The following is a 24677-nucleotide window of genomic DNA, read 5'->3' on the forward strand; positions in this document are numbered from 1 at the left end:
ATGATAAGTTGCTCTACTTTCCGTGTTGTATCTTTCCAATTTCTAAAATAATCTCTTCATCTTTTTTTCCTTCTGTATCAATTCCAAGTTGTTTTGCATGTTCAATTAATAGATCGTGACGTTTTTCAAATCTTGCAGTATTTACTTCTTTCTTAACCTCTTCTTTTGTTTTCCCATCAGTAGAAACTCCTAGTTTCTCAGCTGCTTTTTCCATCGACTTCTTCTCTTCCGTTTCTTTCACTTTCTTCACTTCTGACTGCTGTATTTGCTTTTGCTTCGCCTGCTCTGATTCAGCTGCAAAAGCTGTGTAAATTCCAGCACTTCCGCCAATGACTAGTAAGGTGGTAAAAAGAATTATTTTTTTCTTCACTCTTTTCCTCCCCTTTCAAATTCATTATAACGCACAAATTTAGAACATTAAAAATATTTAACCTTTATTTCCCTAAAAAAATATTGAACATTTTTATTGACATATAAGATGAAAATGTGATAAAAATTTAACTAACATCATATGAATCGGCATTGATAGGATTTAGTAGTATTTCGATTTCTGATTTCAGAGAGCTGGTGGTCGGTGCGAACCAGTACAGAGCGAATTATGAATTACCCCCTGGAGCTTCTTTTGCGAAACGTAAGGAGTAGTGAAAGACGGTTATAGACCGTTATATCTAAAGAGTGGTGAAACGAAACTGTTTCACAATTTAGGGTGGTACCGCGAATTTTTCGTCCCTGCATATATTGCAGGGGCGTTTTTATTTTATTAGCGCATATCATACGACCCTTTATTTTGTGATACATTCATTTCACAAGCTAGGGTGGTACCGCGATTTCTTCGTCCCTGCATAATTATATGCAGGGACGTTTTTTTATCCAATCATTTCCGTATCATATTGAAGGATCAACAATTACCGGTAATTTGTCGCGAAATTCTAAAATTTAGAAGGAAATAAACAATATTGGCGAATTTTATATAAAAAAGAGCTATTTTAGATTACTTAGGAGGGAAAAACAATGGTTTCAAAAATTGAATCTGTTCTTTTAACATTATTTATCTTTTTCTGTATTGGCTTTAGTGTTATCCAATTAGAAGTTTCACCACACATCCCAATTTTATTTGGTATCGTTCTTTTATTAGCATTTGGATTTATGAAAAAAATCTCTTGGTCTACTATGGAAAAAGGGATGATCAGTAGTATTTCAGCTGGTATTCCATCTATTTTTATTTTCTTACTGGTAGGCGTATTAATTAGTGTTTGGATCGCTGCTGGAACAATTCCAACTTTAATGGTATACGGGTTCCAGATTGTATCTCCTAAAATTTTCGTTCCAACTGTTTTTGTAGTTTGTGCAATTGTTGGAACAAGTATCGGTAGCGCCTTTACAACTGCTGCAACTGTAGGACTTGCCTTTATGGGTATGGGTAGTGCTCTTGGATACGATCCGGCTCTAATCGCTGGTGCAATTATTTCTGGCGCATTCTTTGGAGATAAAATGTCTCCTTTATCTGATACAACAAACTTAGCTCCTGCTGTAACGGGTGTAGATTTATTTGAGCATATTCGTAACATGCTTTGGACAACAGTTCCAGCTTTCATTATTGCTTTTATCGCATTTTTCATTTTAGGAAGCGGTACAAGTGGAGACGTTGACTTCACAAACTTTATTAGCACATTAGAGAAAAATGCAACGATTTCTATCGTTACACTTATTCCAATTTTATTACTGTTCCTATTCGCATTTAAAAAAGTTCCAGCTGTTCCAACATTGCTTGCAGGAATTGTGGTAGGAATTATTATTCTCTTTATTTTTAAACCTAGCACTTCTTTAGCTGATTTAATGAAAATTATGCAAGACGGCTACGTTTCTAAAACTGGTATTAAAGACATTGATAGCTTACTATCTCGCGGTGGTCTACAAAGCATGATGATGTCGATTGCCCTTATTTTCCTAGCTCTTTGTATGGGAGGATTATTACAAGGAATGGGTATTATCACGCAACTAATGAATATCATCTCTAGCTTTGTAAAAAATAGTACACGCTTAATTATTTCTACTGCTTCAACTGCAATTGGTGTAAACTTCTTACTTGGTGAGCAGTACTTATCCATCGTTTTAACAGGACAAGCATTCGCTAATAAATACGATGAAGTCGGTTTAGAACGTCGTAATTTATCACGCGTATTAGAAGATGCAGGTACAGTTATTAACCCGCTCGTACCATGGGGTGTAAGTGGTGTATTCTTAACAAACGTCCTTAGCGTTCCAACATTCGATTACCTTCCATACGCAATTTTCTGTTTAGCTTGCCCAGTCTTAACCATTATCGTCGGCTTTACTGGATTTGGCCTTTCATGGAAGAAAGAAAAAGCAGTAACAGTTTCATAATATACTAAAAAGGATTACCTGAATCGGTAATCCTTTTTTATATTTCTCGACTATCTATTTGCTTTCTTTCTTCTAAATAACAGAAGTAATCCCGCTCCAACAAACGCCAAGCCTGCTCCAATTGTAGAAGCAACACTTGTACCTGTTTTCGGTAAATCACGCTCTTCTTTCTTTTCACTTACAGTTGTTGTTGTTTCTTTTGAGTTTTGATTATCCGTTGTAGTTTGTCCAGATCCTGGCGGTGTCGTTGGATTTTCTCCATTACTGCCTTCACCTGTTGGTGGTGTCGTTGGATTTCCTCCATTATTTCCTTCACCTGTTGGTGGTGTCGTTGGATTCTCTCCATTATTTCCTTCACCTGTTGGCGGTGTCGTTGGATTTCCTCCACCAGTTTCCTTATCATCATCGTTCTTCTTCGTTATATCAATTGCATATTTAGCAAATTCATTTGCAGATGGTCCAACATATGATATTTTCCCATCTTTCTTTATATACTTTTGTGCATTTGGTGAAGAATCGAATGTTGTATTTAATTTTTCTGCAACAATCGGTTTAAACGTCCAATTTTTATCTGCTGCTGGATTAATAACTGGTGTTTCTTGCATATACTTCACAATGATTTGACGTGTTTCATCTTGTGATTGGTATACAACTTCTCCTTTACTTACACCTGGGAACGTTTGGCTACTTCCGCGATAGTTATTTGTAGCGACGATGAACTCTTGATTGTCAGCTACTGGCTTACCTTCATATGTCATATTTATAATACGATTCGTATTTGCATTTACAACTTTTCCATCTTTATCGTATTTCGTTGGTTGTGTTACATCAATTTCGTATTTTAAGCCATCTAAAATATCGAAGTTATATGTAGGATAGCCTATATTTACTAACGGCTGTTCTTCTGTTTTCTTTGGATCAATTTGATTAAACTGACCTGCAGACATTTCAAGCCATTCTTTCACTTGTGCACCATTTACTTTTACAGCATATAACGTATTTGGATATACATATAAATCTGCAACGTTTTTAATCGCTAACGTTCCAGCTGGAATATCCGTATAATATGTAGCACCGTTTCGGCCACCTGCTTTAAATGGTGCGCCTGCAGATAAAACTGGAATTCCTTTATATTTGCTATACTGTCCATTTTCAGCAAATAACTTTTCTACATACCATTTTTGTGCATTTGTTACAAGTTGTACAGAAGGATCATCTTGTACTAATGAGAAATAACTATTAATTGGCGCTGTCGTTTTTCCTACAGCTGTATTGACATAATCAATTGTCGCTTGGTGATCATCTTTAATTTCATTAACTAATTTTTCATCAGACTTTACTAATGGATTCCCTTTACTATCAGCAATCGGACGCAGTTGCGGCTTCGATTGCTCTTTTTGTATTTCCCATTTTCCGTTTACCTTTTTCAATTGCATATCAATAATACCTAGGTTACTTCCAAAGACACCAGGCATTACAACTGGAACACCATTAAATACATCCTTCATTTCAGTATGTGAATGTCCCATTAATACTGCATCTACATCTGGAACTTCTGTTAAATAATACGACGCGTTTTCCATGCCAACATTGTATCCACTCTTATCAACGCCCGAATGCGCTAGTGCAACGATAACATCTGCACCTTCTGCTTTCATTTTTGGCACCATTTTCTTCGCTGTTTCAACTATATCTTTTGCTTTCACTTTTCCTTCTAAATTCGCTTTATCCCAGTTCATAACTTGAGGTGGAACAAATCCCATTACGCCAATTTTCACTTTTTGCTTTTGACCTGATTCATCTTCTACTTCTTTTTCAAAAACATGATATGGTTTAAAGTAATTTTGGTCGTTCTCTTCATTATTATCTTTATCATCTTTATAGACGTTCGAGTTAATAACCGGGAACTCTGTTTTACTAATTACTTTGTTTAAATAGTCTAAACCGTAGTTAAATTCATGATTCCCAAGAGAGATGACGTCATACTTCATTAAATTCATTACACGATATAATGGATGTGTATAACTAGGATCCACAGGCTTCTTCGGATCATTTATTTTATTCGCTACATAATCTCCAAGCGGTGTCCCTTGTAATGCATCCCCATCATCAAATAGGACAGAGTTCTTCGCTTCTTCACGTGCTTTATTAACAAGTGTTGCTGTTTGCACGAGACCTACTTTATTATCTGTTTTCGTTTGATAATAATCGTAATTCATTAAGTTAACGTGAATATCTGATGTTTCTAGAATTCGTAAGTTAACCGTACTCTCCCCGTTGTTCTCATCCGCATGAGCTGTTGTTGGCAACACTTGCGGCGCTATTACACCTATAGCAAGAGTTGCTCCAGCTAGCATTTTTTTTGACTTTTTCACAAAAAATCCCCCTTATACAATTACCAAAAATAATGAAATAAACCTCTATTTGCCTCTAACCACATACCTTTTTTCTTCTATTAGAGACAGATTTTCATTTCATCCTGCGCTAATGAGTAGTCCCCTTAAACGCCCGATTAGTGAAACTTTAATTAGTGGGAAATAAAGCCCTACTCATTAAAATTTCACCTTATCTGACATTATCATATATAATGTACTTTCATATCGTCAATATTTTTTGACATACTTCTACAAATTTTCTGTAAAGTTGTTGTAAACTTTTCATAAACATATAATATGCCCTTACATTGTTAATACTGCTGAATATGATACAATTACCAATTACAAGGAGGATGAATATATGAAAAAAGTCATCTTAACAATTGTTTGTCTCCTCCTTCTAATCATTTCTTATTCTTATTTTGAAAAGAACGATGAGACAAAACAAAATGAACCCGAAGAAAACACAGAAAAAATATCTACTCCAAGTTGGATTGATAAGCAAACAAACGATTCCTTTTATCATCTCGTACTAGGTGATTCACTCGCCAAAGGATATGGATCGACACAAGGGGGATTTGCTGAATTAGCTTCTAGACAAATAGAAGCACAAATTCATAAACCAATTACCGTAGAAAACCTTGGGATAAACGGTCTTACAACAGATCGTCTCGCTAAAAAAGTGCAATCAGAAGATGTAAAGCAAAAAATTAAAGCTGCAAATATCATTACAATTAATATTGGAGGAAATAATTTATTCCGTTTAAATCGTGATGTCGGTGTTATAGATGGTATTAAAATGTTAAATAAAGAAAAAGCTCATTTTGAAGCGGATATAAAAAATATTGTAAAGACAGTTCGAGATCAAAATCCGAACGCTTTACTCATTCTCTCAGAACTCTATAATCCGTTACAACTCGATGACTCCATCGCCAGTTATGCAGATATGTTTTTAGATGGCTGGAATGAATCCGTTTATTCCATTTCAAAAGCAAATCAACCATCTATCGTTTTACCAATTCGTAAATTAATATCAAATGATAAAAAAGATTTACTCTTTGACCAAGTACACCCAAATGATGATGGCTACGCGATTATTGCCGATTCATTTACAAAAAAAGTGTTGGCCTACAAATATTAAAATTTCCATGAAACAATTCTATTTTTATAACATGTCTTTTTTGTTACAATGAGAGTGGAAGGGGGCCTTTATATGGAATCACGCGAGTGGGAACGTATTGTTGATCATCTTCTTTCGCTAGTGCCTCTTTTTTATCGCAAATTTATGCTTCCTGGAGAATTTTCTTCTCAAAGACATATGCCGCCATCACATACACAAGTATTACTGCTTCTGCATGAAAATGGCACATTAGCAGTTTCCGAAATCGGCAAGCGGCTAGCGATTTCACGGCCTAACATGACACCTCTATTAAACAAACTGATTCAAGAAGAACTAATAGAGCGTCATTATAGCGAAAAAGATCGACGGGTCATTTTAATTTCCTTAACAAGTGAAGGGAAATTGTTAGTAAATCAGTATCAACAATTCATTTTAGACAAATTAAAAGAAAATTTCCAAACATTATCTGAGGAAGAGCGTGAGAAGCTCATCCATTCTCTTCAAACCATTCAAAATTTAATTTTGAAAACAAACGCATAAAGCTGCTTCTAAATAGAAGCAGCTTTATGATTCGTAATAATTACCATAGTATACATTTGAATACGGCCATGTCGTTAAATATGGTTTTTGATCTTGCGTAGGTTGTTGTGATGGTATTTGTGGTAATTGCTGTAATTGTTGTTGTCGATATAATTCGTATTGTCTATTCATATCATAAACCGGATGATAATTTACATATGGATATACTTGCGGTACGTAATAATAATACATTCATTCTCTCCTCCTTTTTCTTAAACATATTCAAAGGAGAAAATGAATGTGACACTCTTTATATTTGCACGAGTGGCTCTCTCACTCGTTTCTTTCTGTTCTTCAAACGTAGCTTACGGTTCTTTTCATATAAATAATGCACAACGAAATATGAAATCCCCCCAAAAACAACTCCTAAAATCGCCATTCCAATTAATACATACACTTCACTCTGCAATAACCCCTTTAATATCGTAAAAATATGACTCGAAAACAAGTCAGATATCGTAAATGGTTCATGATGTATTTTTTGTATATGAAATGGATATATCATTTTTCCTAACGCATAAGCAAATGGAAATAAAAATATCGGTAGAAACGATATTTTTCCAATAATATTGCCAATAACCGCAGCAGGAAAAGATCCCTTTGCTAATCGAACAATCGGATAAAATATTATATATACGAGCGATGCCGTATATATGACCAACATCTCTAAGCCAAAACCAATCGCAAAACCTAATGATACTTTCTTTGCTCCTTCTGGTGATCGAAGTAACTTATAATATTGAAACTTTAATATTCTCCACATCCGCTGAAAAAACGAATATGTTTTCTTAGTTGTTTTCAAATTCATCATCTCTTTAACTATATTTTTTCTATCTAGCATGTCCTTACATGATATGAAAAACAAATTTAGTTTACTCTTTTTATTATAAATGATATAGAGATGATTAACCAAATATACATACGACATTTCAATCTAAAAAGCACACCTCCAATTGTTATTCGTGCTTAACAATTGGGGTGCACATCATTTAGGAAAGCTCTTCTACATTTTTAAATAAACTTACTAATAATGCTTTTTGCGCGTGCAATCGATTACCAGCTTGCTCAAATACGATAGACTGTGGTCCATCTATAACTTCTCCTGTTACTTCTTCTTCACGATGGGCAGGTAAACAGTGTAAGAAACGATATGTTTGCTTCGCATGCATAACAAGTTCTTTATTGATTTGGTAAGGTTGAAATAAAGTATATTTCTCTTCTTCTCCCTCTTGCCCCATACTCATCCAAACGTCAGTATAAATGAAATCTGCTTCACTCACTGCTAATTCAGGGTTATGCAAAATTTCAATTTCAGCTCCTGTTTCTTCAGCAATCACTAACGCTTTTTTTACAATTTCCTCACTCGGTTCATATCCTACAGGCGTTGCCACAGTCATATTCATTCCAACTTTTGCACTCGCTAACAACAAGGAATGACATACGTTATTCCCATCACCTACATAAGCCAATTTTATTCCTTTAAATGTATTTACTTCTTCATATATTGTCATTAAATCTGCCAACGCCTGACAAGGATGATGATCATCCGTTAAACCGTTAATTACAGGTATGCACGATTCTTTTGCAAGCTCTTCTACATCGGCATGTGAGAATGTACGTATCATGATCCCATCAATATAATGAGATAATACTTTCGCAGTATCTGAAACGCTCTCCCCTCTTCCAATTTGCATCTCTTTCCCACTTAAAAACATGCCATGTCCTCCCAGCTGTACCATTCCTGCTTCAAAAGATACGCGCGTACGAGTTGAATGTTTGTCAAAGATAAGCCCTAATATTTTGCCTTGTAATAAAGGCTCCTGCTTATTCTTTTTTAAATATATAGCGAACTCAATTAAAGAAATGATTTCTTCTTTCGTTAATTCTTCTAGTGTTAAAAGATCTTTCGTATTTAATTTCGGTACTTGTACAGTTGACATGAAATTTCCCCCTTATATGATTGATACGTTTTTTGTACAAACTACTTTTTTTATCATATATACTGCCTGTTCTAACTCTTCATTCGTTACAATAAGTGGCGGTAATAGTCTTATCACATTTGGCCCTGCTTGTAATACGAGAAGTCCCTCTTTTTCTAGTTCTTCTATAAAACTTGTAACTTCATGCTTACACTCAATCCCAATCATAAGCCCCTTACCACGTATATTTTGAATATATTCGACATGTTGTAATTCCTCTCGCAACTTCTCTAATACGTACTCGCCCTTTTCTTGTACTTCTTTTAAAAACGATGGTCTTTTACTTACTTGCAATACTTCTTTCGCTGCAGCCATTGCAACATAATTCCCGCCAAACGTTGAACCGTGTGATCCTGCAGTAAACGATGTTCCAAGTTCTTTCCGGCCAATCATCGCTCCAACTGGAATGCCATTTCCAAGCGCTTTAGCGGTAGTAACGATATGAGGATTTATTCCTATTTGTTCGTAAGCAAATAATGTCCCTGTTCTTCCGATCCCTGTTTGTACTTCATCTATAATAAATAAGGAACCGAACTTATTACATAATGCTTCAATCTCTTGCAAAAAAGATAGATCAGCAGGTATGACTCCTCCCTCTCCTTGAACAACTTCTACCATTACTGCCGCAACTTCTTCATTCATTACTTCCTTGAGCGCTTTTATATCGTTAAATGGGGTATGTAAAAAAGACGGAAGGAGCGGACCAAATCCTTCTTTCACTTTATTTTGTCCTGTCGCACTCATCGTTCCAAATGTTCTACCGTGGAAAGACTGTAGACATGTTACAACGAGAGATTTTCCAGTATGCTTACGAGCTAGCTTCAATGCTGCTTCATTCGCCTCTGCTCCGCTATTACAGAAAAACACATAATCTAATGCTATATTTTCTGTTAATAATGACGCGACTTCTTCTTGTAAGCCGTTTGTAAATAGGTTAGATATATGCCATATATTATCAAGTTGTTCTTGTACAGCTTTCATAACAGTAGGATGACAATGTCCTAAATTACATACACCAATTCCTGATGTAAAATCTAAGTATTGGTTACCTTTGTTATCAATAACTTCCGTTCCCTTTCCCTTTACAAACTCAACAGTTCTTCTCCCATATGTTTGAAAAAGATGACTTGTCATACAATACTCGCTCCTCTCGTTACCGTCGTTCCGATACATTCTCCTGTATCTTCAGTAAAATCTTTTGTACCATTTACGATACTTATCTTTTGCACTCCCATTTTTAATGAAGCTAGTGCCGCCTGTACTTTCGGAATCATCCCGCCTGTAATAACTCCTTTTTCTATAAGAGTTGCAATTTCAGACTCATCTGTTTTCTTTACCAATTTCCCTTCATGTAATATCCCATCTACATCCGTAATAAAAACGAGTTCTTTTGCGGATAGTGCGGCCGCAATCCCCGCTGCAGCGGTATCCGCATTTATGTTATAAATCTCATTATCATGAATCCCGACCGGAGCAATAACAGGAATATAATTCATATTTATTAATCCTTTTAGTAAGGCTGTTTCGACATAGCTTACTTCTCCCACATATCCTATCTCCTCGCTGACAGGTTGAACTTGAAGTAATTTGCCGTCACACCCTGAACAACCTACCGCCAGTAAATTATGCCTTTGCAAATTCATTACAAACTTTTTATTCGTACTCCCGCATAGCACCATTTGAACAATATCCATAACTTCTTTTGGTGTCACTCGTAATCCATCTCTTTTTTCTACTTTGATATTACAATTTTTTAAGTTGGTATCAATTTCTGGACCACCACCATGGACAATCACTACCTTATACTTCTGCTGCAATTTCTTTATACAATCAAAAAACACATCATTTAATTGCTCTAGCATACTACCGCCGCATTTCACTACAATATAATCGCTCATCTTCCCTCTCCTTATGTACGATAACAAGCGTTTATTTTCACATATTCATAGCTTAAGTCACAGCCCCAAGCTGATCCAGTCTCTTCTCCTAAATGTAAATACACATCAATCATAATTTCATGTTCTTGTAATTTCTTTTTCATTTCCTCTTCAGAAAACATTTGAGGTTCACTATTTTTCAGCACAACGATAGATTGAAGAGTAATATCAATTGTATTTGGATTAATCGCTACTTCACTTTGTCCAATACTGCTAATAATTCGCCCCCAATTTGGGTCTTCACCGTGTATTGCGGTTTTTACAAGACTTGAACCAATTATTTGCTTTGCAATTTTCTTTGCCTCTTCACTCGCTTTCGCGCCTAGCACATTTACTTCTATTAACTTCGTAGCACCTTCACCATCTTGTGCAATTTTTTTTGCTAAATCTTCACATACCTTCTGTAAAGCAAATACGAAAGCTTCCCAGTCTGTATGTTCCATATTGATTGGTTTCGTTTCTGATAATCCACTTGCCATAACGATGACCATATCATTCGTAGAAGTATCTCCATCCACCGTAATTTGATTAAATGTATGATTCGTTATTTGTGATAATGCTATTTGCAATACATCATGTTCTATATGAGCGTCTGTCGTAATAAAACTCAGCATCGTTGCCATATTCGGATGAATCATTCCTGAACCTTTAGCAACACCAGCAATCGTCACTTTTTTCCCATCAATAATCATTTCATAGCAAGTTTCTTTCGTTATAAGATCCGTCGTTAAAATCGCTTCAGAAAAAGAACGCGCTTCACTTTCTTCCTTCGTCGGTATAAGAGTTACAACTCCCTTTCGAATTATATCCATCGGTAAAGGAACACCAATTACACCAGTCGAAGCTACTGCAACGTAATTTTCTTTCACTCCAAAATATTCCGCCCCTAATGCACGCATCTCGTAGGCATCTTGTAATCCTTTCATTCCTGTACAAGCATTTGCATTTCCACTATTGACGATAATCGCTTGTAATTTCCCCTCAGCTGCTATACTGTCTTTCGTTACTTGCAAGGGGGCTGCTTGTATTTGATTAGTTGTATAAACAGCAGCACATGATGCCGGTACATCACAAACGATTGCTCCTAAATCCTTTTTCTCCTTTTTCAAACCAATTGCAGTACCAATTGCCGAGAAACCTTTCGGAGTTACAATCGAACCATTTTCTACTTTTATAATAGACGCTACTTTAATCATCATGTCCCCCTTATAGATAAAGCGGCATATGTTGTAAACCTGTTGTTTCTTCTAGTCCCGCTACTATATTTGCATTTTGAATCGCTTGCCCAGCCGCACCTTTCATCATATTGTCTATAACAGAAACGACTGTCACTCTTCCTGTTCTTTCATCGTAAGCTATCCCCATATCACAATAATTTGAGCCTCTCACTTCTTTCGGACTTGGAAACTCTCCTTGCGTGCGAATTCGAATAAAAGCCGATTGTTCATACGTTTCTTCATATAACTTTTGAAGTTGCTCTATTTCCATTTCTCGTTTTACTTTCGCATACAGTGTAACCATAATCCCTCGTGATATCGGTATTAAATGTGTACTAAACGTGATTGGCTTCGTTTCCCTATCCCACTCTGCAAGCATTTGCTCAATCTCAGGAACGTGTTGATGCTCATTTACTTTATAAATACGCAAGTTATCGTATAACTCTGGAAAGTGAGTCATCGTTGTTGGTGTTTTGCCTGCTCCAGATACTCCTGATTTTGCATCGATAATAATTGAATCTTCTTCAATCATGCCGCTACGTACTAACGGCAATATCGCTAATAACGAAGCTGTAGCAAAACATCCTGGGTTTGCAATTAAATTTGCATTTTGAATCTCGGACTTTTTCCATTCACTTAACCCATATACAGCTTCACTAAGAACTTCTTCTTTTGCAGCTGCCCTTTTATACCACTGTTCATATATGAAAGGATCTTTCATACGAAAGTCTCCAGATAGATCAATTACTTTTAAACCTACTGCTAATAATTTTGGAGTTAACTCTGCTGATACTCCTGCTGGAGTTGCTAAAAATACAATTTCTGCTTCCTTCTCTATTTCCTCCGCATTAATTTCTTGTAACGTATGAACAAGAATATTTCGAAGATGCGGATATACATTTGTTATACACTCGCCAACTTGTGAAAAAGAATGGAGAGATGCTATCGAAAAATATGGATGTTGCTCTAATAACCGAATTAACTCAATACCTCCATACCCAGTTGCTCCAATAATCGCGACTTTCATATGCTCCTCCTCATATCAATTCTTTAAATTAAGTATGATTATAATATTGTATATTTATAGAGTCAATTAAATATTTATTAATTTTATAAACTTACAAAACTTAATTTTACTAGAAAAACAATATACACAACCGAATTTTTATACAAAAATAGTGCATAGTAGTTTTTATATTTCACTTCAAGTACAATAAAACAATACATACGTACATACAGGTGGGGAAAACATGCATGCAAAATTAATTGAGAAAATGATTATAAAAAGTTTTCAGCAATATCAATGTAATCCTATGTCAAATGAGGATCAGGAAATGCTAATTAAACATATTCAAACGATAATTCATTCAAATACTGAAATTGATGTATACGAGGCAGTTGAGGATATCGTTTACGATTATGTGACTGGAAAATAAAAAAATAGGAGATTTCCATATGGAAATCTCCTATTTTTTACTTAATGATTTACCTGCAATACGCTCAAATAAACCTGGGAATAGTACATAAAGTTTCGGACCAATGCCCATCCACTTCGGTAAGTTTACTTCACGCTTTTTCGTTTGCATCGATTTTACGATTTGCTCTGCTACATATGTTGGTTTTAACATGTACCGTCCCATATTTTTCACATATGTACCGGATTGATCCGCTATTTCAAAAAAGTTTGTATCTATCGGACCTGGATTAATCGCTGTTACGAAAATATTTGTACTAGACAACTCCATGCGTAAACTATTCGTAAATCCTAATACTGCATGTTTCGTCGCTGCATACGCACTCGATTTTGGAGTTGCAATTTTCCCAGCAAGTGAAGCAATATTAATAATATGTCCTTCGTTCCTTTTCACCATATAGGGTAGTACCGCTTTCGTACAAGCTACTAATCCAAATACATTTACTTGGAACATATCTTTCACTTCATCCATTGACGCATCTTCAAATGTTTTAAAAATACCAAATCCCGCATTGTTTACTAATATATCAATACGTCCCACTTCTTGTAATACCTTTGAAAAAACAGATTGTACTTCCATCTCTTCACTTACGTCTAATACATAATAATAGCAAGGCGTATTATAAGTTTCTTTAATTTTCTCTGCTAACGCTTTTAATTTCTCTTCTGTTCTAGCCATTAATACTGGAGTCGCCCCCTGCTCTGCAACTTGCATTGCAACTTGCTCTCCAATTCCACTAGAAGCACCTGTAATGACGATTACTTTATCTTGTAAACGTCCCGTCATTGCTGTCACCTACTTTGCATAATAAATCAATTGTTGCGAAGATTCATCAATCATCACTTGTTGATTATATGCTAAAAAGTCTAATTGTCCAACAGTTTCTGAAATAGTAAGCGGCAATTGCTCCTTATATAATACCGGAAATAGTTTTACACATACTTCAAATGCTGTCATTGGTTTTTCCTTTAATAACTCAAGCACTTTAAACGCACGTGTTTCTTGCTTTTGTAATCTCGTTTCAATAAGTTGTTTCACATTTAGAACATCTTCTCCATGTCCTGATAAAATGCGCGAAATATTCATTTCACTTAAACGCTTTAACGTTTGATTATATTGTAATAACGGGCGCGCCCTTTCTGTTTGTCCTTCATATGGTGGTTCTAATATGGGATTCGAAGAAATATGGCTAATGAGAGCATCCCCGCCAATTAATATTCCATCAGATTCTCTATATAATGAAATATGAGTGGAAGCATGACCTGGTGTTTCGATTACTGTAAACCCAGGTAAAGAATCAATACGATCTCCCTCTCTCACAGTATGCGTTAACGATCTATTACAAGAATATTTAAGTGTCTTCGTCGTCAATAACGCCTCGTCTTTCAAAAATGCCGCTGGAACACCAAATTGCAAAGCTGTCTCTCTAAAAAACTCATGATACCGCTTTAAAAATTCTGGATTTTGCGTGATCCAAGGCTCATTCCAAGGATGTCCAATAATGTTCGTTTTCTCAGAAAATATATTTAAAAGCCCACAATGATCCGCATGATGATGCGTAATGACTACTGTTTTAATATCTTCTATCGCATATCCTAATGTACCCAATTGCCTTTCTAACGCACTTCTTGCCTCTTCTGTATTCGTCCCTGTATCAATTAATGTTAATGTCTCCCCCTCAACTAAAAACACATTCACAGTTTCAACTGCAAATGGCACAGGAATCTCCATTCGGTGAATCGCCGTCATGCTTAGCCCCCCTGTCTCTTTCCGGTTCAAAAATGAATACTTCTTCAGTTTACAACTTCTATATATATTTGTCATTATTTTCAGATAAAAAGAGGTGTTTCCTATAAAAAAACGAATGTATGTACATTTATAAGAATTTCTAACCAAATTTAAAGGAGGAACATCATGTCTATTCAAAACATTTCCTTTCTCGGTGCAGGCTCTATTGCTGAAGCTATTATTGGTGGCTTGTTACATGCAAATGTTGTGAAAGGCGAACAAATTACCGTAAGTAATCGTTCTAACGAGACAAGATTGCAGGAGCTACATAAAAAATATGGCGTCAAAGGTACGCATAATAAAAAAGAGCTACTCACTGATACAACTATTCTTTTTCTAGCAATGAAACCAAAGGATGTTGCAGAAGCGCTTACTCCTTTTAAAGAATATATACATAATAACCTGCTTATTATTTCCTTATTAGCAGGTGTTTCTACTCACTCGATTAGAAACCTACTTCAAAAAGATGTTCCGATTATTCGTGCGATGCCAAATACATCTGCAGCTATTTTAAAATCAGCTACTGCTATCTCGCCTTCAAAACATGCAACAGCGGAACATATTCAGACTGCCATAGCTTTATTTGAAACAATCGGTCTCGTCTCTGTTGTAGAGGAAGAAGATATGCATGCTGTCACTGCATTATCTGGAAGTGGGCCTGCTTATATTTATTACGTAGTGGAAGCGATGGAAGAAGCCGCAAAAACAATTGGTTTAAAAGAAGATGTTGCAAAGTCACTCATTCTTCAGACGATGATTGGTGCTGCTGAAATGCTAAAAGCAAGTGAAAAACACCCTTCTGTTTTGCGAAAGGAAATTACTTCTCCTGGCGGAACGACCGAAGCAGGCATTGAAGTATTACAAGAACATAAATTTCAACAAGCACTTATTTCTTGTATTACACAGGCTACACAACGATCACATAATCTTGGGAAAACATTAGAACAACTAACAAAAGAAAAATAAAAAATGGAGCTCAATCTTACTTGAGCTCCATTTTTTTATTAACATATATTGTTTAGTTATTAGTCTTCCCAAAAATCTCTTCTTGCAGACGGCGACCAGTTGGTGTTGCTGCAAGTCCACCTTCAGCTGTTTCACGAAGTGCTACTGGCATCGTTTGTCCGATTCTAAACATCGCCTCAATCACTTCATCACATGGAATTGTACTCGTTACGCCAGCTAATGCTAAATCAGCTGAAATCATCGCATTCGCAGCTCCTGCTGCATTACGTTTTACACAAGGTACTTCTACAAGCCCTGCAACAGGATCACATACTAAACCAAGCATATTCTTTAATGAAATCGCCATCGCTGTAGCTGCTTGATCTTGTGTTCCACCAGCCATCTCAACTGCTGCTGCTGCTGCCATTCCACTTGCTGAACCTACTTCAGCTTGGCAACCTCCTGCCGCACCGGAAATACAAGCATTATTCGCAACAACCATACCGAAAGCTCCTGCTGTAAATAAAAATTCGATCATCTCTTCGCGTGTCGGCTGTAACTTTTCTTGCAGTGCAAACAGTACACCTGGCACTGTTCCAGCAGACCCTGCTGTTGGTGTTGCACAAATAATTCCCATCGCTGCGTTTACTTCATTTGTTGCAACAGCTTTACTCACCGCGTCCAAAATCGTATCTCCAGATAATCCTTTTCCGCTATTCTTATACGCCTGAACTTTTACAGCATCTCCGCCAGTTAAACCAGTTGGTGATTTCACTCCGCGAATACCACGTTCTACTGCTTGCTCCATCACGACTAAGTTCTTTTCCATACCAGCAATTACTTCTTCACGTGAAATACTTCTTGTTTTCATTTCACATTGAATCATAATTTCTGCGATTTTTACATTTTGTTCTTTAGCTTGCGCCACTAGTTCCGCTGCGTTCCGAAACATGGTGTGTCCCCCCTGCAATTATTCCATAATAGTTACTTGACAAATATTTTGTTGCGCGTTTATTTCTTCAATCACTTCATCTGCTAATAATTCATCTGTTTCGATAACCATAAGCGCTCTTCTTCCTTTTTCTTTACGAGAAACACTCATTGTACTAATGTTAATTTCATGTTTCGCAAGGATTGAAGCTACTGCTGCAATAGCACCGAAGCGATCGTTATTTACAATAAGTAGTGCTGGACTCGTGCCTGTTAATTGAAGATCGAATCCGTTTAATTCTACAACTTCAATTTTACCGCCACCAATTGAGCAAGCAACAACTTCAATTTCTTCTTCACCTTTATACAAACGAATTCTCGCTGTATTTGGGTGAGGTGCATTTGCATCTTCTTCAATGAATTCTACTTCGATTTTGCGCTCTTTTGCTATGTCTAGCGCCTCTGGAATACGTAAGTCATCTGTTTCAAACCCTAATATTCCACCGATCAATGCTACATCCGTACCATGCCCTCGATACGTCTTTGCAAATGATCCATATAATGAAATGCTTACTCTTTCTGGTTCATGACGAAACAGCTGGCGAGCAACTTGCCCCATTCTTGCTGCGCCTGCTGTATGTGAACTTGATGGACCAATCATAACTGGACCAATAATATCAAATACTGAGCGATACTTCATCATAACTCCCCCTAAACCTCTATGCAAAAATTTTTTACTATTCTATTAAGCTACCGAATCGGTTGCTTTTCCAGTTGTACGACGAATTTGTTACGCTATACGAATTGGATAGTTTTTGAATAACAGTGAAACAATATATCCTGAAATAATACCAATTATCACAATAAATAAGAAACTTAGCATTACCTTCATTTAAAAATAATATAAGCTAATCCAGAATAAAGTCTGGTGGCAATCCAAAGTTTAACACAGAACCCCTTACAAGCATAGCATAAAGTGAACCTATAATCAGTGGGGGTTTTGTTCATCCCCCACTGATTATTAGTTGAACCAATCGGACGTTTACGGGCAGTTGATCTCCCACCTAACTTCTTTACCCCAGCCGAATTTTGAGGTGGGAGTTTTACTGCCCGTTAATGTCGGATAAACAAGTGAAACTCCCATTGCTTTCATACCTTTTAGTGCTTTAAAGCTAAAAAGTGAAAAAAGACTTAGTACAAATAATAGTAATATCCTTCTTATTTATAATTCTCATGTTTCCCTCTCACGATTTAGTCAACTCCACTTGTTACGACAAATGGCTAAAACGCATGTAGCCTACAATAAATTATAATCTGCCCTCATTATAGCTTGTTTTTAATAAAACGCTTACTTTTAATAAATTTTAAAAGTTCTGAATAACGATCCATTTTTGCTATTTGTACCACTCGTATGTCATCTGACTTATATAACAGTTTTTCTAAACAATCGGTACTATGTATTTTTATCCTATCTCTTCACATCATTAAAACTTTCTGTTTCATCCAATATAAACATAAAATGATAACAGTTTTATTTTAAATTTTTTTAGAAATAAAAAAATGGCAACCATTCGTCACCATTTTTTCACACCATTATTATCTATCTACTGGAAATGATTTCAAATCCGTAGCTATTTCTGTATTAGAAAATAGCTCTCTTGCCTCTTTCCATAATTCCTTATATGTATCTCCTTGATAACGAGAACTAATATGAGTCAATATTAATCTTTTTGCATTTGCCTGAAGTGCAATACTCGCAGCTTGCTTAGATGTAGAATGAAAATAATCATACGCTTGTTGTTCATCTTCTGCTGCAAAAGTGGCTTCATGAACAAGTACGTCAGCGTCTTGTGCCAGCTCTCTACTCGCTTCACAATATCTTGTATCACCTAAAATGGTAATAATTCTTCCCTTTTGAGGTGGACCAATAAAGTCTTTTCCATTTAGTATCGTACCATTTTCTAATTCAACTACTTCTCCATCTTTTAAACGTTTAAAGAGCGGGCCAGGTTTCACCCCCATCTCCAGCAATTTATCGACTAAAAGAGCACCTTGTATATCTTTCTCTACAATACGATACCCAAAACATTCAATACCATGTGACAATCTTTTCGTTTCCACGTGAAATTCATTATCTTCAAATACAGTACCTTCTTCTGTTATCTCCACAATTTCAAGTGGATATTTTACATGTGTCGTACTTACTGATAATGCCACTTCAATAAATTGTTTAATTCCTTTTGGTCCATACACTGTTAAAGGTGTAGTCCCTCCTTGAAATGAACGGCTTCCTAATAAACCAGGCAAGCCAAAAATATGATCACCATGTAAATGCGTAATAAATATTTTTTCAATGCGGCGTGGGCGTACTGATGTATGTAATATTTGATGTTGCGTCGCCTCGCCACAATCAAATAACCAAGTCTGTCCTCGTTCTTCTAACAATTGTAAAGCAATTGCCGAAACGTTCCTTCCTTTCGAAGGAACACCTGCACCAGTTCCTAAAAATACAAATTCCACTTTCTTTCCTCCAGCTCTTTATATAATCTACCTTTCATCTTACGGAATGTTATTTCAAATGGCAAATCGAATTTACATAACCAATCATCTAGACAACTATATATCACGAACGTTATACTCAAAAAACTTAGTAATCGTTCGTGTTTTATGTTAAAATGATTATACTACATTTTAAGGGAGCGTTTTATTATGAAAGAAGCATTTCGTTTACAAACTGATTTTTCATCTTCATTTGATCGCTGGGTAAGTTCTTTCGTGTCTGATCACCCAGCACAATTAGAATGGACGACTTTGAAAGAATTAATCCATGAATATACAACAACACATACAAATGATTCATTACCAACATATATTTCTTCAGCTTTAACATATTACGCACAACGCGTTTCAACAACAAACAGTTCAGAAATTGTTATTTTTGAAAATGTTACAATCTCTTAATCTATCATAAAAAAGCACTGGTTACAGTGCTTTTTTATTTATACTTATTTAGCAAATCGTCATATTCCGCCCCAAGATCTTTATACATACTTCTATCAAACTCATCTAAATTTATCCTTTCACTTAATTTATTTAATAATTCCTTTGCTTGTAGTGCAAAAGAAACAATTTATTTTCTATAAAAACTTTATAGTAAAAAATTTCATAGTTAATTGTAAAAATAAAAGGTGTCATGATATTTACTACGTCATGACACCTTCTACATAAACTTATTTTCTAATTTTTGCTGAAAAGACTTTTCTTGCTTACGTAATAATTGACTACCTCGTTGTAAAATCGGCATTCCATACTTATCATTAATTTGATCGATGACAGCAAGTAGCGGCTCTTCTTTCGCATCTTCTTCAAATGAAAACAAATCTAATTGTTTCACCGATTCTGTCTTCCACTCTATTTCAGTAGCTGTAACACCTAGTAAACGAACGGAATCACCGTCCCAATGTTGCTTCCATAAACGAGATGCTGCCTGAAAAATATCTCGTTCTTCCCAAATCGCATTTTTCAATTGCTTACTCCGCGTTACTGTCCGCCTATCATGATATTTAATCATAATTTGAATATTATAGCTGACAAGAGTTCGCTTTTGTAATCTTTTACTCACTGATTTTGATAGCCGTTCTAACATATCAAGTAATTCTTTCTCTTCATCCATATCCTTTGAAAAAGTCATCGAATTACCGACACTTTTATGTTGTCCCATTTGACTCGGGTCAACTTCCCTATCATCCATACCTTTTGCCCGCCTTTGTAAATCAACACCATGCTTTCCAATTTTAGCGCGAATGATATGTTCGTTCCCTTTTGCTAACTGCTCAATTGTTTGTATATGAATATCATTTAATTTTTCAGCTGTTTTTTCTCCAATTCCATGCATCGCTTCAACTGGAAGTGGCCAAATCATTTCTGGAATATCTCGTTTTCGAAGCACGGTAATACCGAGAGGCTTTTTCATATCAGAAGCTGTTTTTGCTAGGAAAAGGTTAGGAGCAATTCCGATGCTACACGGAAGCTGTAACTCTGTTAATAACACCTGCTGAATCATCTTTGCTATTTCAAGAGGTGAACCGAGTGCGTAGCAATCTGTAATATCTAAATACCCCTCATCTATAGAGACTGGTTGTATTTTTTCCGTAAAACGGGAAAGGATTTGAAACATTTGAAATGAAGCTTCACGATATAATGTAAAATTAGGACGCATTACAACTAATTGCGGGCATAACCTTTTTGCTTCCCAAAGAGGCATCGTTGTACGTATTCCATAGTCTCTTGCCTCATAACTACATGTTATAATAATTCCTTTTCTTTCTTTTTCATTTCCAGCAACTGCTAACGGCTTCCCTTGTAATGATGGGTCATGAGCAATTTCAACAGATGCGAAAAAACAATTCATATCTACATGCAAAATAACACGACCATTTTTCGGATACATTTCTCGCATAGTACTCACTCCCTAATCAGAACGTTCGTTCTTTCATTATATCAAATTTTGCATAATAGTTATAATAATTACTTGTTCTTTTCCCTTTATATATTCGATATAATTTACATAAAATAGATATAATTGTAAAAAGGGGTGATTGTGATGAAGTCAACTAATAAACTCAACTATACGTTCCTTGTGATTATATTAATCATAGCCATTAATTATTTACTACTTCCTATTTTCAACTTTAATACATTTGGATTCTTCCCTCGTCTAGTACATATAGCAACAACTTATATATTGCCATGGATTTTCTTGTATTGGCTGATCCGGCTTGTAAAAGTAATCGAATCAAAATAAAAAGCGTGTAAATCAATTGTGATTTACACGCTTTTTCTATTACATTACTTCGCTACTTCTTCAATAATTGCTATAACTAATTCTGCTGTTTTTGCTAATTCTTCAACAGGAATCTTTTCGTTTGTTGTATGAATTTCTTCATAACCAACCGCTAAGTTAACTGTTGGAATACCATGTCCTGCAATTACATTTGCATCACTTCCGCCACCACTTTGGTGAAGAGAAGGTGTACGACCAATTTTTTCAGCTGCACGTTTTGCAACTTCTACAACGTGATCGCCCTCAGCAAATTTAAATCCTGGGTACATAACGTTTACTTCAACGTCTGCATGACCACCCATTTCTTTTGCAGTTGTTTCAAATGCTTCTTTCATTTTTGCAACTTGTGCTTCCATTTTTTCATTGATTAAAGAACGCGCTTCTGCAAAGATTTGTACATGATCGCAAACGATATTTGTTTGTGTACCACCTTCAAAACGTCCAATATTTGCAGTTGTTTCAGAATCAATACGACCAAGTGGCATCTTCGCAATTGCTTTCGCTGCGATAGTAATTGCAGATACACCTTTTTCTGGTGCTACACCAGCATGAGCTGTTTTCCCACGAATAATCGCATTCACTTTCGCTTGTGTTGGAGCTGCAACAACGATTTCACCAACTTTTCCATCGCTATCTAATGCATAACCGTATTTCGCTGTAATGCGCTCACGATCTAATGCTTTTGCACCAACAAGACCAGATTCTTCTCCAACTGTAATAATAAATTCAATTGTACCATGAGGGATATTTTTCTCTTTTAAAACACGGATTGCTTCGAACATGGATGCTAATCCTGCTTTATCATCCGCACCTAAAATCGTAGTACCATCTGATACGATATATCCATCTTTAATAGAAGGCTTAATTCCATTACCAGGAACTACTGTATCCATATGAGAAGTAAAGTAAATTGTATCAACGCCATCTTTTGTTGCTGGTAATGTACAAATTAAATTACCTGCACCATGCCCAGTAACAGCCATTGTGTCATCTTCAAATACTTCTACACCTAAATCTGTAAACTTCTTTGTTAATACTTTGCAAATTTCTGCTTCAAATTTCGTTTCAGAATCTACTTGTACTAATTCCATAAATTCATTTACTAAACGTTCTTGATTAATCATAAGACTGCGCCTCCTGCACTACCATTATGTATGTAACACTATTAATTATAACAGAATTTCGCAAAAGTTTCGAAATACAAGACAAAAAACAGACGGTTTATATGTCTAGATAACCATCTGCTTTCTATTACTCATTTAACAATACCCAGCGCATATGATCTTCCCATACTCCATTTACCATTAACATTTTCCTAGACACGCCCTCATATTGAAAGCCTATCTTCGTCACGACTTGTATAGATGCTAAATTTCGTGGCATAATCGGTGCTTCTATACGATGTAACTGAAATTCCTCAAAAGCAACTTGAATCGCTTTTCTAAGCGCTTCTGTCGTATAACCTTTGTTTAACTCTGCCTTATCTAATTTATAGCCGAGTACACAAGATTGATAAATTCCGCGAACAATTAAATTAAATGAAATACATCCAATTATTTTCGTATCATCACCCTTTTTAAAAATCCAAAGCCTGATGATTTTACCTTCTGCAAACTCTTTTCTATCCTTTTGTAACTTTTTCTTCTGATAATCTAACGTAAAAAAATCATCCGGTCTATACTCTTCCCAAGCTTTTAAAAATTCACGATTCCTGTCGTAATATTGAAGAACTTTTTCAGCATACGACTCATTAATTTCCCTTAAATGTAAACGATTTGTTTCATATATTTTCATCATCGTATCTCCATTCTTCAGCTTGCATAACAAAAAACTTATACTCTATCATTAATTATATATTCTCTACATACATACAAATTTCCTGTTATACTTTACATGCACTTCTCGAATTTTGTCACTTCTCTCCCCTTGTCCACAATATCATTTCTCGTTACAATGATATTGTACTGATTTGCAAGGAGGTTTAACGATGCATAAAAAAGCTCAAAAAGTTATGATTTATGTAATGCTAATTTCTATGCTTGTAACAACATTACTTGCTGGCGCAAGTATGTTTTGGTAAAAAGGACGATGTATTCGTCCTTTTTTTACTTTTTACACATAACATAATAAAATAAACCATCTCGATATCGAGATGGTTTATTTTATATAAAGCACAATCGCTACAATACTAAAGGAAAATGACATTACAAGTGCTGTTATAAAACTTGTATATTGTTTCTGCTGAAATGCTCCAATAACAAAAGTAAGATTGAGTAATGCCATACATACAATTGCTACAAGATAAGAACATATATTAAAAGTTGCCAATATGAATGTAATAACAAATAGAAATCCCATAAAAAATTGCATATACGAAATTTTTGGATTCAAGTACATATGAGCAACCCCTTTATCTAATTTTTTATCCCGATTGGTGAGGGCTGATAATCCGCGGGTAAAAAACATCCCACTGATTAAAGTTTCACTTTATCTTTCTATACTCTCATTAACTCATGGTTATGTACACATGTCAAGACAACTTATTGCATATGAAAAAGCCAACCTTTTCGTTGGCTTTTTCATATGCAATGGCTCCTTTTTGTTTTGCCAATTGCTGAAATGATTTTTTCGACTTCACAATCCATACTTTCGTTCCAATTGGAATGCGGTCAAATAAATACTCCACATCGTTTTTCTTCATTCTTATACATCCTTGTGAAATATACTTTCCAATTGAACTAGGTTGGTTTGTTCCATGTATTCCATATTTACTTCCATCAGTTCCTCTTGCATTAAATCCAATCCACCTTGACCCAAGTGGATTTTTCGGTGACCCACCTGGAATATCCTTCGCAATATAATACGGATCCTTCGCTTTCATTACAACATCAAAAGTTCCCTCTGGAGTTAATTCATTTGTCTTCCCTGTCGCTACTGGAAAAACCTTTTGAATCTTTCCATCGTCAATATAAGCTAGTTTATTCGTCGCTTTATTTACAATAATAAAAGGATCTCCGGCACGTGGATTGTCACCAAGAGGCCAAATAGGCGATAAAGAAAGACATAATATGAAAGAGAGAAGATACGGCATAATAATTCCTACC

At 35.7% G+C, this 24677-nt stretch carries 27 protein-coding genes and 1 other annotated feature; of the genes, 8 read left to right on the top strand and 19 right to left on the bottom strand.

Going from position 1 to position 24677, the window contains the following annotated elements; genetic code table 11:
- Positions 1–13: 13 nt before the first annotated feature.
- Positions 14–370 carry a hypothetical protein gene (locus tag JDS82_RS02225; protein WP_142950428.1) on the bottom strand — a complete coding sequence of 119 codons (357 nt, stop codon included), beginning with the start codon at positions 368–370 and terminating at the stop codon, positions 14–16.
- A gap of 143 nt (positions 371–513) precedes the next feature.
- Positions 514–734, top strand: a binding site (T-box leader).
- A gap of 277 nt (positions 735–1011) precedes the next feature.
- Here JDS82_RS02225 and nhaC point away from each other — a divergent pair.
- Positions 1012–2385 (top strand): Na+/H+ antiporter NhaC, encoded by a 1374-nt coding sequence (gene nhaC, locus JDS82_RS02230; RefSeq protein WP_000253739.1) that lies wholly within the window; start codon positions 1012–1014, stop codon positions 2383–2385.
- Between the two features lie 50 nt (positions 2386–2435).
- Here the strand turns inward: nhaC and cpdB are convergent, their stop codons facing one another.
- Complete coding sequence (gene cpdB / locus JDS82_RS02235) at positions 2436–4760, bottom strand: bifunctional 2',3'-cyclic-nucleotide 2'-phosphodiesterase/3'-nucleotidase (RefSeq protein WP_199712537.1); 2325 nt, start codon at positions 4758–4760, stop codon at positions 2436–2438.
- Positions 4761–5121: 361 nt separating this feature from the next.
- Between cpdB and JDS82_RS02240 the strand changes: the two genes are divergently transcribed.
- Both JDS82_RS02240 and JDS82_RS02245 read left to right on the top strand, forming a co-directional pair.
- A complete protein-coding gene (locus tag JDS82_RS02240) occupies positions 5122–5901 on the top strand; it encodes a GDSL-type esterase/lipase family protein (RefSeq protein WP_000755845.1) in 780 nt (259 codons plus the stop codon).
- A 72-nt stretch (positions 5902–5973) separates the two neighbouring features.
- The gene (locus JDS82_RS02245; RefSeq protein WP_060632191.1) at positions 5974–6420 is read left to right on the top strand and encodes a MarR family winged helix-turn-helix transcriptional regulator; all 447 of its coding nucleotides are present in this window, start codon (positions 5974–5976) and stop codon (positions 6418–6420) included.
- A gap of 24 nt (positions 6421–6444) precedes the next feature.
- On the opposite strand, the gene JDS82_RS02250 is transcribed toward JDS82_RS02245, so the two are convergent.
- From JDS82_RS02250 to argC, 7 genes are all read right to left on the bottom strand, one after another.
- Complete coding sequence (locus JDS82_RS02250) at positions 6445–6651, bottom strand: hypothetical protein (protein WP_060632192.1); 207 nt, start codon at positions 6649–6651, stop codon at positions 6445–6447.
- A 58-nt stretch (positions 6652–6709) separates the two neighbouring features.
- Positions 6710–7270 (bottom strand): DUF2062 domain-containing protein, encoded by a 561-nt coding sequence (locus JDS82_RS02255; protein ID WP_088091784.1) that lies wholly within the window; start codon positions 7268–7270, stop codon positions 6710–6712.
- Between the two features lie 178 nt (positions 7271–7448).
- On the bottom strand, positions 7449–8399 hold the full coding sequence (argF, locus tag JDS82_RS02260) for an ornithine carbamoyltransferase (RefSeq protein ID WP_199712538.1): 951 nt from the start codon (positions 8397–8399) through the stop codon (positions 7449–7451).
- A 12-nt stretch (positions 8400–8411) separates the two neighbouring features.
- On the bottom strand, positions 8412–9572 hold the full coding sequence (gene argD, locus JDS82_RS02265; RefSeq protein ID WP_199712539.1) for an acetylornithine transaminase: 1161 nt from the start codon (positions 9570–9572) through the stop codon (positions 8412–8414).
- Complete coding sequence (argB, locus tag JDS82_RS02270) at positions 9569–10336, bottom strand: acetylglutamate kinase (protein ID WP_001286788.1); 768 nt, start codon at positions 10334–10336, stop codon at positions 9569–9571. The genes argD and argB overlap by 4 nt, the downstream gene beginning before the upstream one ends.
- An 11-nt stretch (positions 10337–10347) precedes the next feature.
- The gene (gene argJ / locus JDS82_RS02275; protein ID WP_199712540.1) at positions 10348–11571 is read right to left on the bottom strand and encodes a bifunctional glutamate N-acetyltransferase/amino-acid acetyltransferase ArgJ; all 1224 of its coding nucleotides are present in this window, start codon (positions 11569–11571) and stop codon (positions 10348–10350) included.
- 10 nt (positions 11572–11581) lie between these two features.
- Positions 11582–12619 carry an N-acetyl-gamma-glutamyl-phosphate reductase gene (gene argC / locus JDS82_RS02280; protein WP_000861236.1) on the bottom strand — a complete coding sequence of 346 codons (1038 nt, stop codon included), beginning with the start codon at positions 12617–12619 and terminating at the stop codon, positions 11582–11584.
- A gap of 223 nt (positions 12620–12842) precedes the next feature.
- Here argC and JDS82_RS02285 point away from each other — a divergent pair, with 223 nt between their 5' ends.
- Positions 12843–13028, top strand: coding sequence for a YqzH family protein (locus JDS82_RS02285; RefSeq protein ID WP_199712541.1), 186 nt, complete (start codon positions 12843–12845; stop codon positions 13026–13028).
- A gap of 30 nt (positions 13029–13058) precedes the next feature.
- On the opposite strand, the gene JDS82_RS02290 is transcribed toward JDS82_RS02285, so the two are convergent.
- The gene (locus JDS82_RS02290) at positions 13059–13853 is read right to left on the bottom strand and encodes an SDR family oxidoreductase (protein ID WP_000147782.1); all 795 of its coding nucleotides are present in this window, start codon (positions 13851–13853) and stop codon (positions 13059–13061) included.
- A gap of 9 nt (positions 13854–13862) precedes the next feature.
- The gene (locus JDS82_RS02295; protein ID WP_000125142.1) at positions 13863–14816 is read right to left on the bottom strand and encodes an MBL fold metallo-hydrolase; all 954 of its coding nucleotides are present in this window, start codon (positions 14814–14816) and stop codon (positions 13863–13865) included.
- 165 nt (positions 14817–14981) lie between these two features.
- Here JDS82_RS02295 and proI point away from each other — a divergent pair, with 165 nt between their 5' ends.
- Positions 14982–15821, top strand: a complete 840-nt coding sequence (proI, locus tag JDS82_RS02300; RefSeq protein ID WP_000027262.1) for a pyrroline-5-carboxylate reductase ProI — start codon at positions 14982–14984, stop codon at positions 15819–15821.
- Between the two features lie 52 nt (positions 15822–15873).
- On the opposite strand, the gene sdaAA is transcribed toward proI, so the two are convergent.
- The 3 genes from sdaAA to rnz form a co-directional block, all read right to left on the bottom strand.
- Positions 15874–16752, bottom strand: a complete 879-nt coding sequence (gene sdaAA / locus JDS82_RS02305; protein WP_061672350.1) for an L-serine ammonia-lyase, iron-sulfur-dependent, subunit alpha — start codon at positions 16750–16752, stop codon at positions 15874–15876.
- An 18-nt stretch (positions 16753–16770) separates the two neighbouring features.
- Positions 16771–17430: an L-serine ammonia-lyase, iron-sulfur-dependent subunit beta gene (gene sdaAB, locus JDS82_RS02310; protein ID WP_000877441.1), complete on the bottom strand. Its 660-nt coding sequence runs from the start codon at positions 17428–17430 to the stop codon at positions 16771–16773.
- A gap of 896 nt (positions 17431–18326) precedes the next feature.
- A complete protein-coding gene (rnz, locus tag JDS82_RS02315; RefSeq protein WP_000397451.1) occupies positions 18327–19250 on the bottom strand; it encodes a ribonuclease Z in 924 nt (307 codons plus the stop codon).
- A gap of 189 nt (positions 19251–19439) precedes the next feature.
- Here rnz and JDS82_RS02320 point away from each other — a divergent pair, with 189 nt between their 5' ends.
- On the top strand, positions 19440–19691 hold the full coding sequence (locus tag JDS82_RS02320; RefSeq protein ID WP_000656497.1) for a DUF3932 family protein: 252 nt from the start codon (positions 19440–19442) through the stop codon (positions 19689–19691).
- Positions 19692–19950: 259 nt separating this feature from the next.
- Here JDS82_RS02320 and JDS82_RS02325 read toward each other — a convergent pair whose 3' ends face one another.
- Positions 19951–21189, bottom strand: a complete 1239-nt coding sequence (locus tag JDS82_RS02325; RefSeq protein ID WP_001208849.1) for a DNA polymerase IV — start codon at positions 21187–21189, stop codon at positions 19951–19953.
- 144 nt (positions 21190–21333) lie between these two features.
- On the opposite strand from JDS82_RS02325, the gene JDS82_RS02330 reads away from it, so the two are divergent.
- Entirely contained in the window at positions 21334–21534 is a 201-nt protein-coding gene (locus JDS82_RS02330) for a hypothetical protein (protein WP_071743122.1), read from the top strand.
- 44 nt (positions 21535–21578) lie between these two features.
- On the opposite strand, the gene JDS82_RS02335 is transcribed toward JDS82_RS02330, so the two are convergent.
- A complete protein-coding gene (locus tag JDS82_RS02335) occupies positions 21579–22697 on the bottom strand; it encodes a tripeptidase T (RefSeq protein WP_000609809.1) in 1119 nt (372 codons plus the stop codon).
- Between the two features lie 127 nt (positions 22698–22824).
- Complete coding sequence (locus tag JDS82_RS02340; protein ID WP_199712542.1) at positions 22825–23370, bottom strand: GNAT family N-acetyltransferase; 546 nt, start codon at positions 23368–23370, stop codon at positions 22825–22827.
- A 190-nt stretch (positions 23371–23560) separates the two neighbouring features.
- Here JDS82_RS02340 and prli42 point away from each other — a divergent pair, with 190 nt between their 5' ends.
- Positions 23561–23653, top strand: a complete 93-nt coding sequence (gene prli42 / locus JDS82_RS02345) for a stressosome-associated protein Prli42 (RefSeq protein ID WP_000549038.1) — start codon at positions 23561–23563, stop codon at positions 23651–23653.
- Between the two features lie 77 nt (positions 23654–23730).
- On the opposite strand, the gene JDS82_RS02350 is transcribed toward prli42, so the two are convergent.
- Together JDS82_RS02350 and JDS82_RS02355 are read right to left on the bottom strand one after the other, a co-directional pair.
- On the bottom strand, positions 23731–23970 hold the full coding sequence (locus JDS82_RS02350) for a DUF3894 domain-containing protein (RefSeq protein ID WP_000281162.1): 240 nt from the start codon (positions 23968–23970) through the stop codon (positions 23731–23733).
- Between the two features lie 133 nt (positions 23971–24103).
- A complete protein-coding gene (locus JDS82_RS02355) occupies positions 24104–24664 on the bottom strand; it encodes a L,D-transpeptidase (RefSeq protein ID WP_120341528.1) in 561 nt (186 codons plus the stop codon).
- Positions 24665–24677 lie beyond the last annotated feature (13 nt).

Source organism: Bacillus cereus group sp. N14 (assembly GCF_016483555.1).
Lineage (GTDB): Bacteria > Bacillota > Bacilli > Bacillales > Bacillaceae_G > Bacillus_A > Bacillus_A wiedmannii.

Coding starts and splice junctions, on each gene's coding strand:
- argC (WP_000861236.1), bottom strand. CDS start 12,619: ATGAAAGTCGCGATTATTGGAGCAACTGGGTATGGAGGTATTGAGTTA.
- JDS82_RS02320 (WP_000656497.1), top strand. CDS start 19,440: ATGAAAGAAGCATTTCGTTTACAAACTGATTTTTCATCTTCATTTGAT.
- argD (WP_199712539.1), bottom strand. CDS start 9,572: ATGACAAGTCATCTTTTTCAAACATATGGGAGAAGAACTGTTGAGTTT.
- JDS82_RS02295 (WP_000125142.1), bottom strand. CDS start 14,816: ATGACGGCGATTCACCGAATGGAGATTCCTGTGCCATTTGCAGTTGAA.
- prli42 (WP_000549038.1), top strand. CDS start 23,561: ATGCATAAAAAAGCTCAAAAAGTTATGATTTATGTAATGCTAATTTCT.
- proI (WP_000027262.1), top strand. CDS start 14,982: ATGTCTATTCAAAACATTTCCTTTCTCGGTGCAGGCTCTATTGCTGAA.
- argJ (WP_199712540.1), bottom strand. CDS start 11,571: ATGATTAAAGTAGCGTCTATTATAAAAGTAGAAAATGGTTCGATTGTA.
- JDS82_RS02240 (WP_000755845.1), top strand. CDS start 5,122: ATGAAAAAAGTCATCTTAACAATTGTTTGTCTCCTCCTTCTAATCATT.
- argF (WP_199712538.1), bottom strand. CDS start 8,399: ATGTCAACTGTACAAGTACCGAAATTAAATACGAAAGATCTTTTAACA.
- JDS82_RS02355 (WP_120341528.1), bottom strand. CDS start 24,664: ATGCCGTATCTTCTCTCTTTCATATTATGTCTTTCTTTATCGCCTATT.
- JDS82_RS02250 (WP_060632192.1), bottom strand. CDS start 6,651: ATGTATTATTATTACGTACCGCAAGTATATCCATATGTAAATTATCAT.
- JDS82_RS02335 (WP_000609809.1), bottom strand. CDS start 22,697: ATGATTAATCAAGAACGTTTAGTAAATGAATTTATGGAATTAGTACAA.
- argB (WP_001286788.1), bottom strand. CDS start 10,336: ATGAGCGATTATATTGTAGTGAAATGCGGCGGTAGTATGCTAGAGCAA.
- sdaAB (WP_000877441.1), bottom strand. CDS start 17,430: ATGAAGTATCGCTCAGTATTTGATATTATTGGTCCAGTTATGATTGGT.
- JDS82_RS02325 (WP_001208849.1), bottom strand. CDS start 21,189: ATGCGAGAAATGTATCCGAAAAATGGTCGTGTTATTTTGCATGTAGAT.
- sdaAA (WP_061672350.1), bottom strand. CDS start 16,752: ATGTTTCGGAACGCAGCGGAACTAGTGGCGCAAGCTAAAGAACAAAAT.
- JDS82_RS02285 (WP_199712541.1), top strand. CDS start 12,843: ATGCATGCAAAATTAATTGAGAAAATGATTATAAAAAGTTTTCAGCAA.
- JDS82_RS02340 (WP_199712542.1), bottom strand. CDS start 23,370: ATGATGAAAATATATGAAACAAATCGTTTACATTTAAGGGAAATTAAT.
- JDS82_RS02255 (WP_088091784.1), bottom strand. CDS start 7,270: ATGATGAATTTGAAAACAACTAAGAAAACATATTCGTTTTTTCAGCGG.
- JDS82_RS02245 (WP_060632191.1), top strand. CDS start 5,974: ATGGAATCACGCGAGTGGGAACGTATTGTTGATCATCTTCTTTCGCTA.
- JDS82_RS02350 (WP_000281162.1), bottom strand. CDS start 23,970: ATGTACTTGAATCCAAAAATTTCGTATATGCAATTTTTTATGGGATTT.
- JDS82_RS02330 (WP_071743122.1), top strand. CDS start 21,334: ATGAAGTCAACTAATAAACTCAACTATACGTTCCTTGTGATTATATTA.
- JDS82_RS02290 (WP_000147782.1), bottom strand. CDS start 13,853: ATGACGGGACGTTTACAAGATAAAGTAATCGTCATTACAGGTGCTTCT.
- nhaC (WP_000253739.1), top strand. CDS start 1,012: ATGGTTTCAAAAATTGAATCTGTTCTTTTAACATTATTTATCTTTTTC.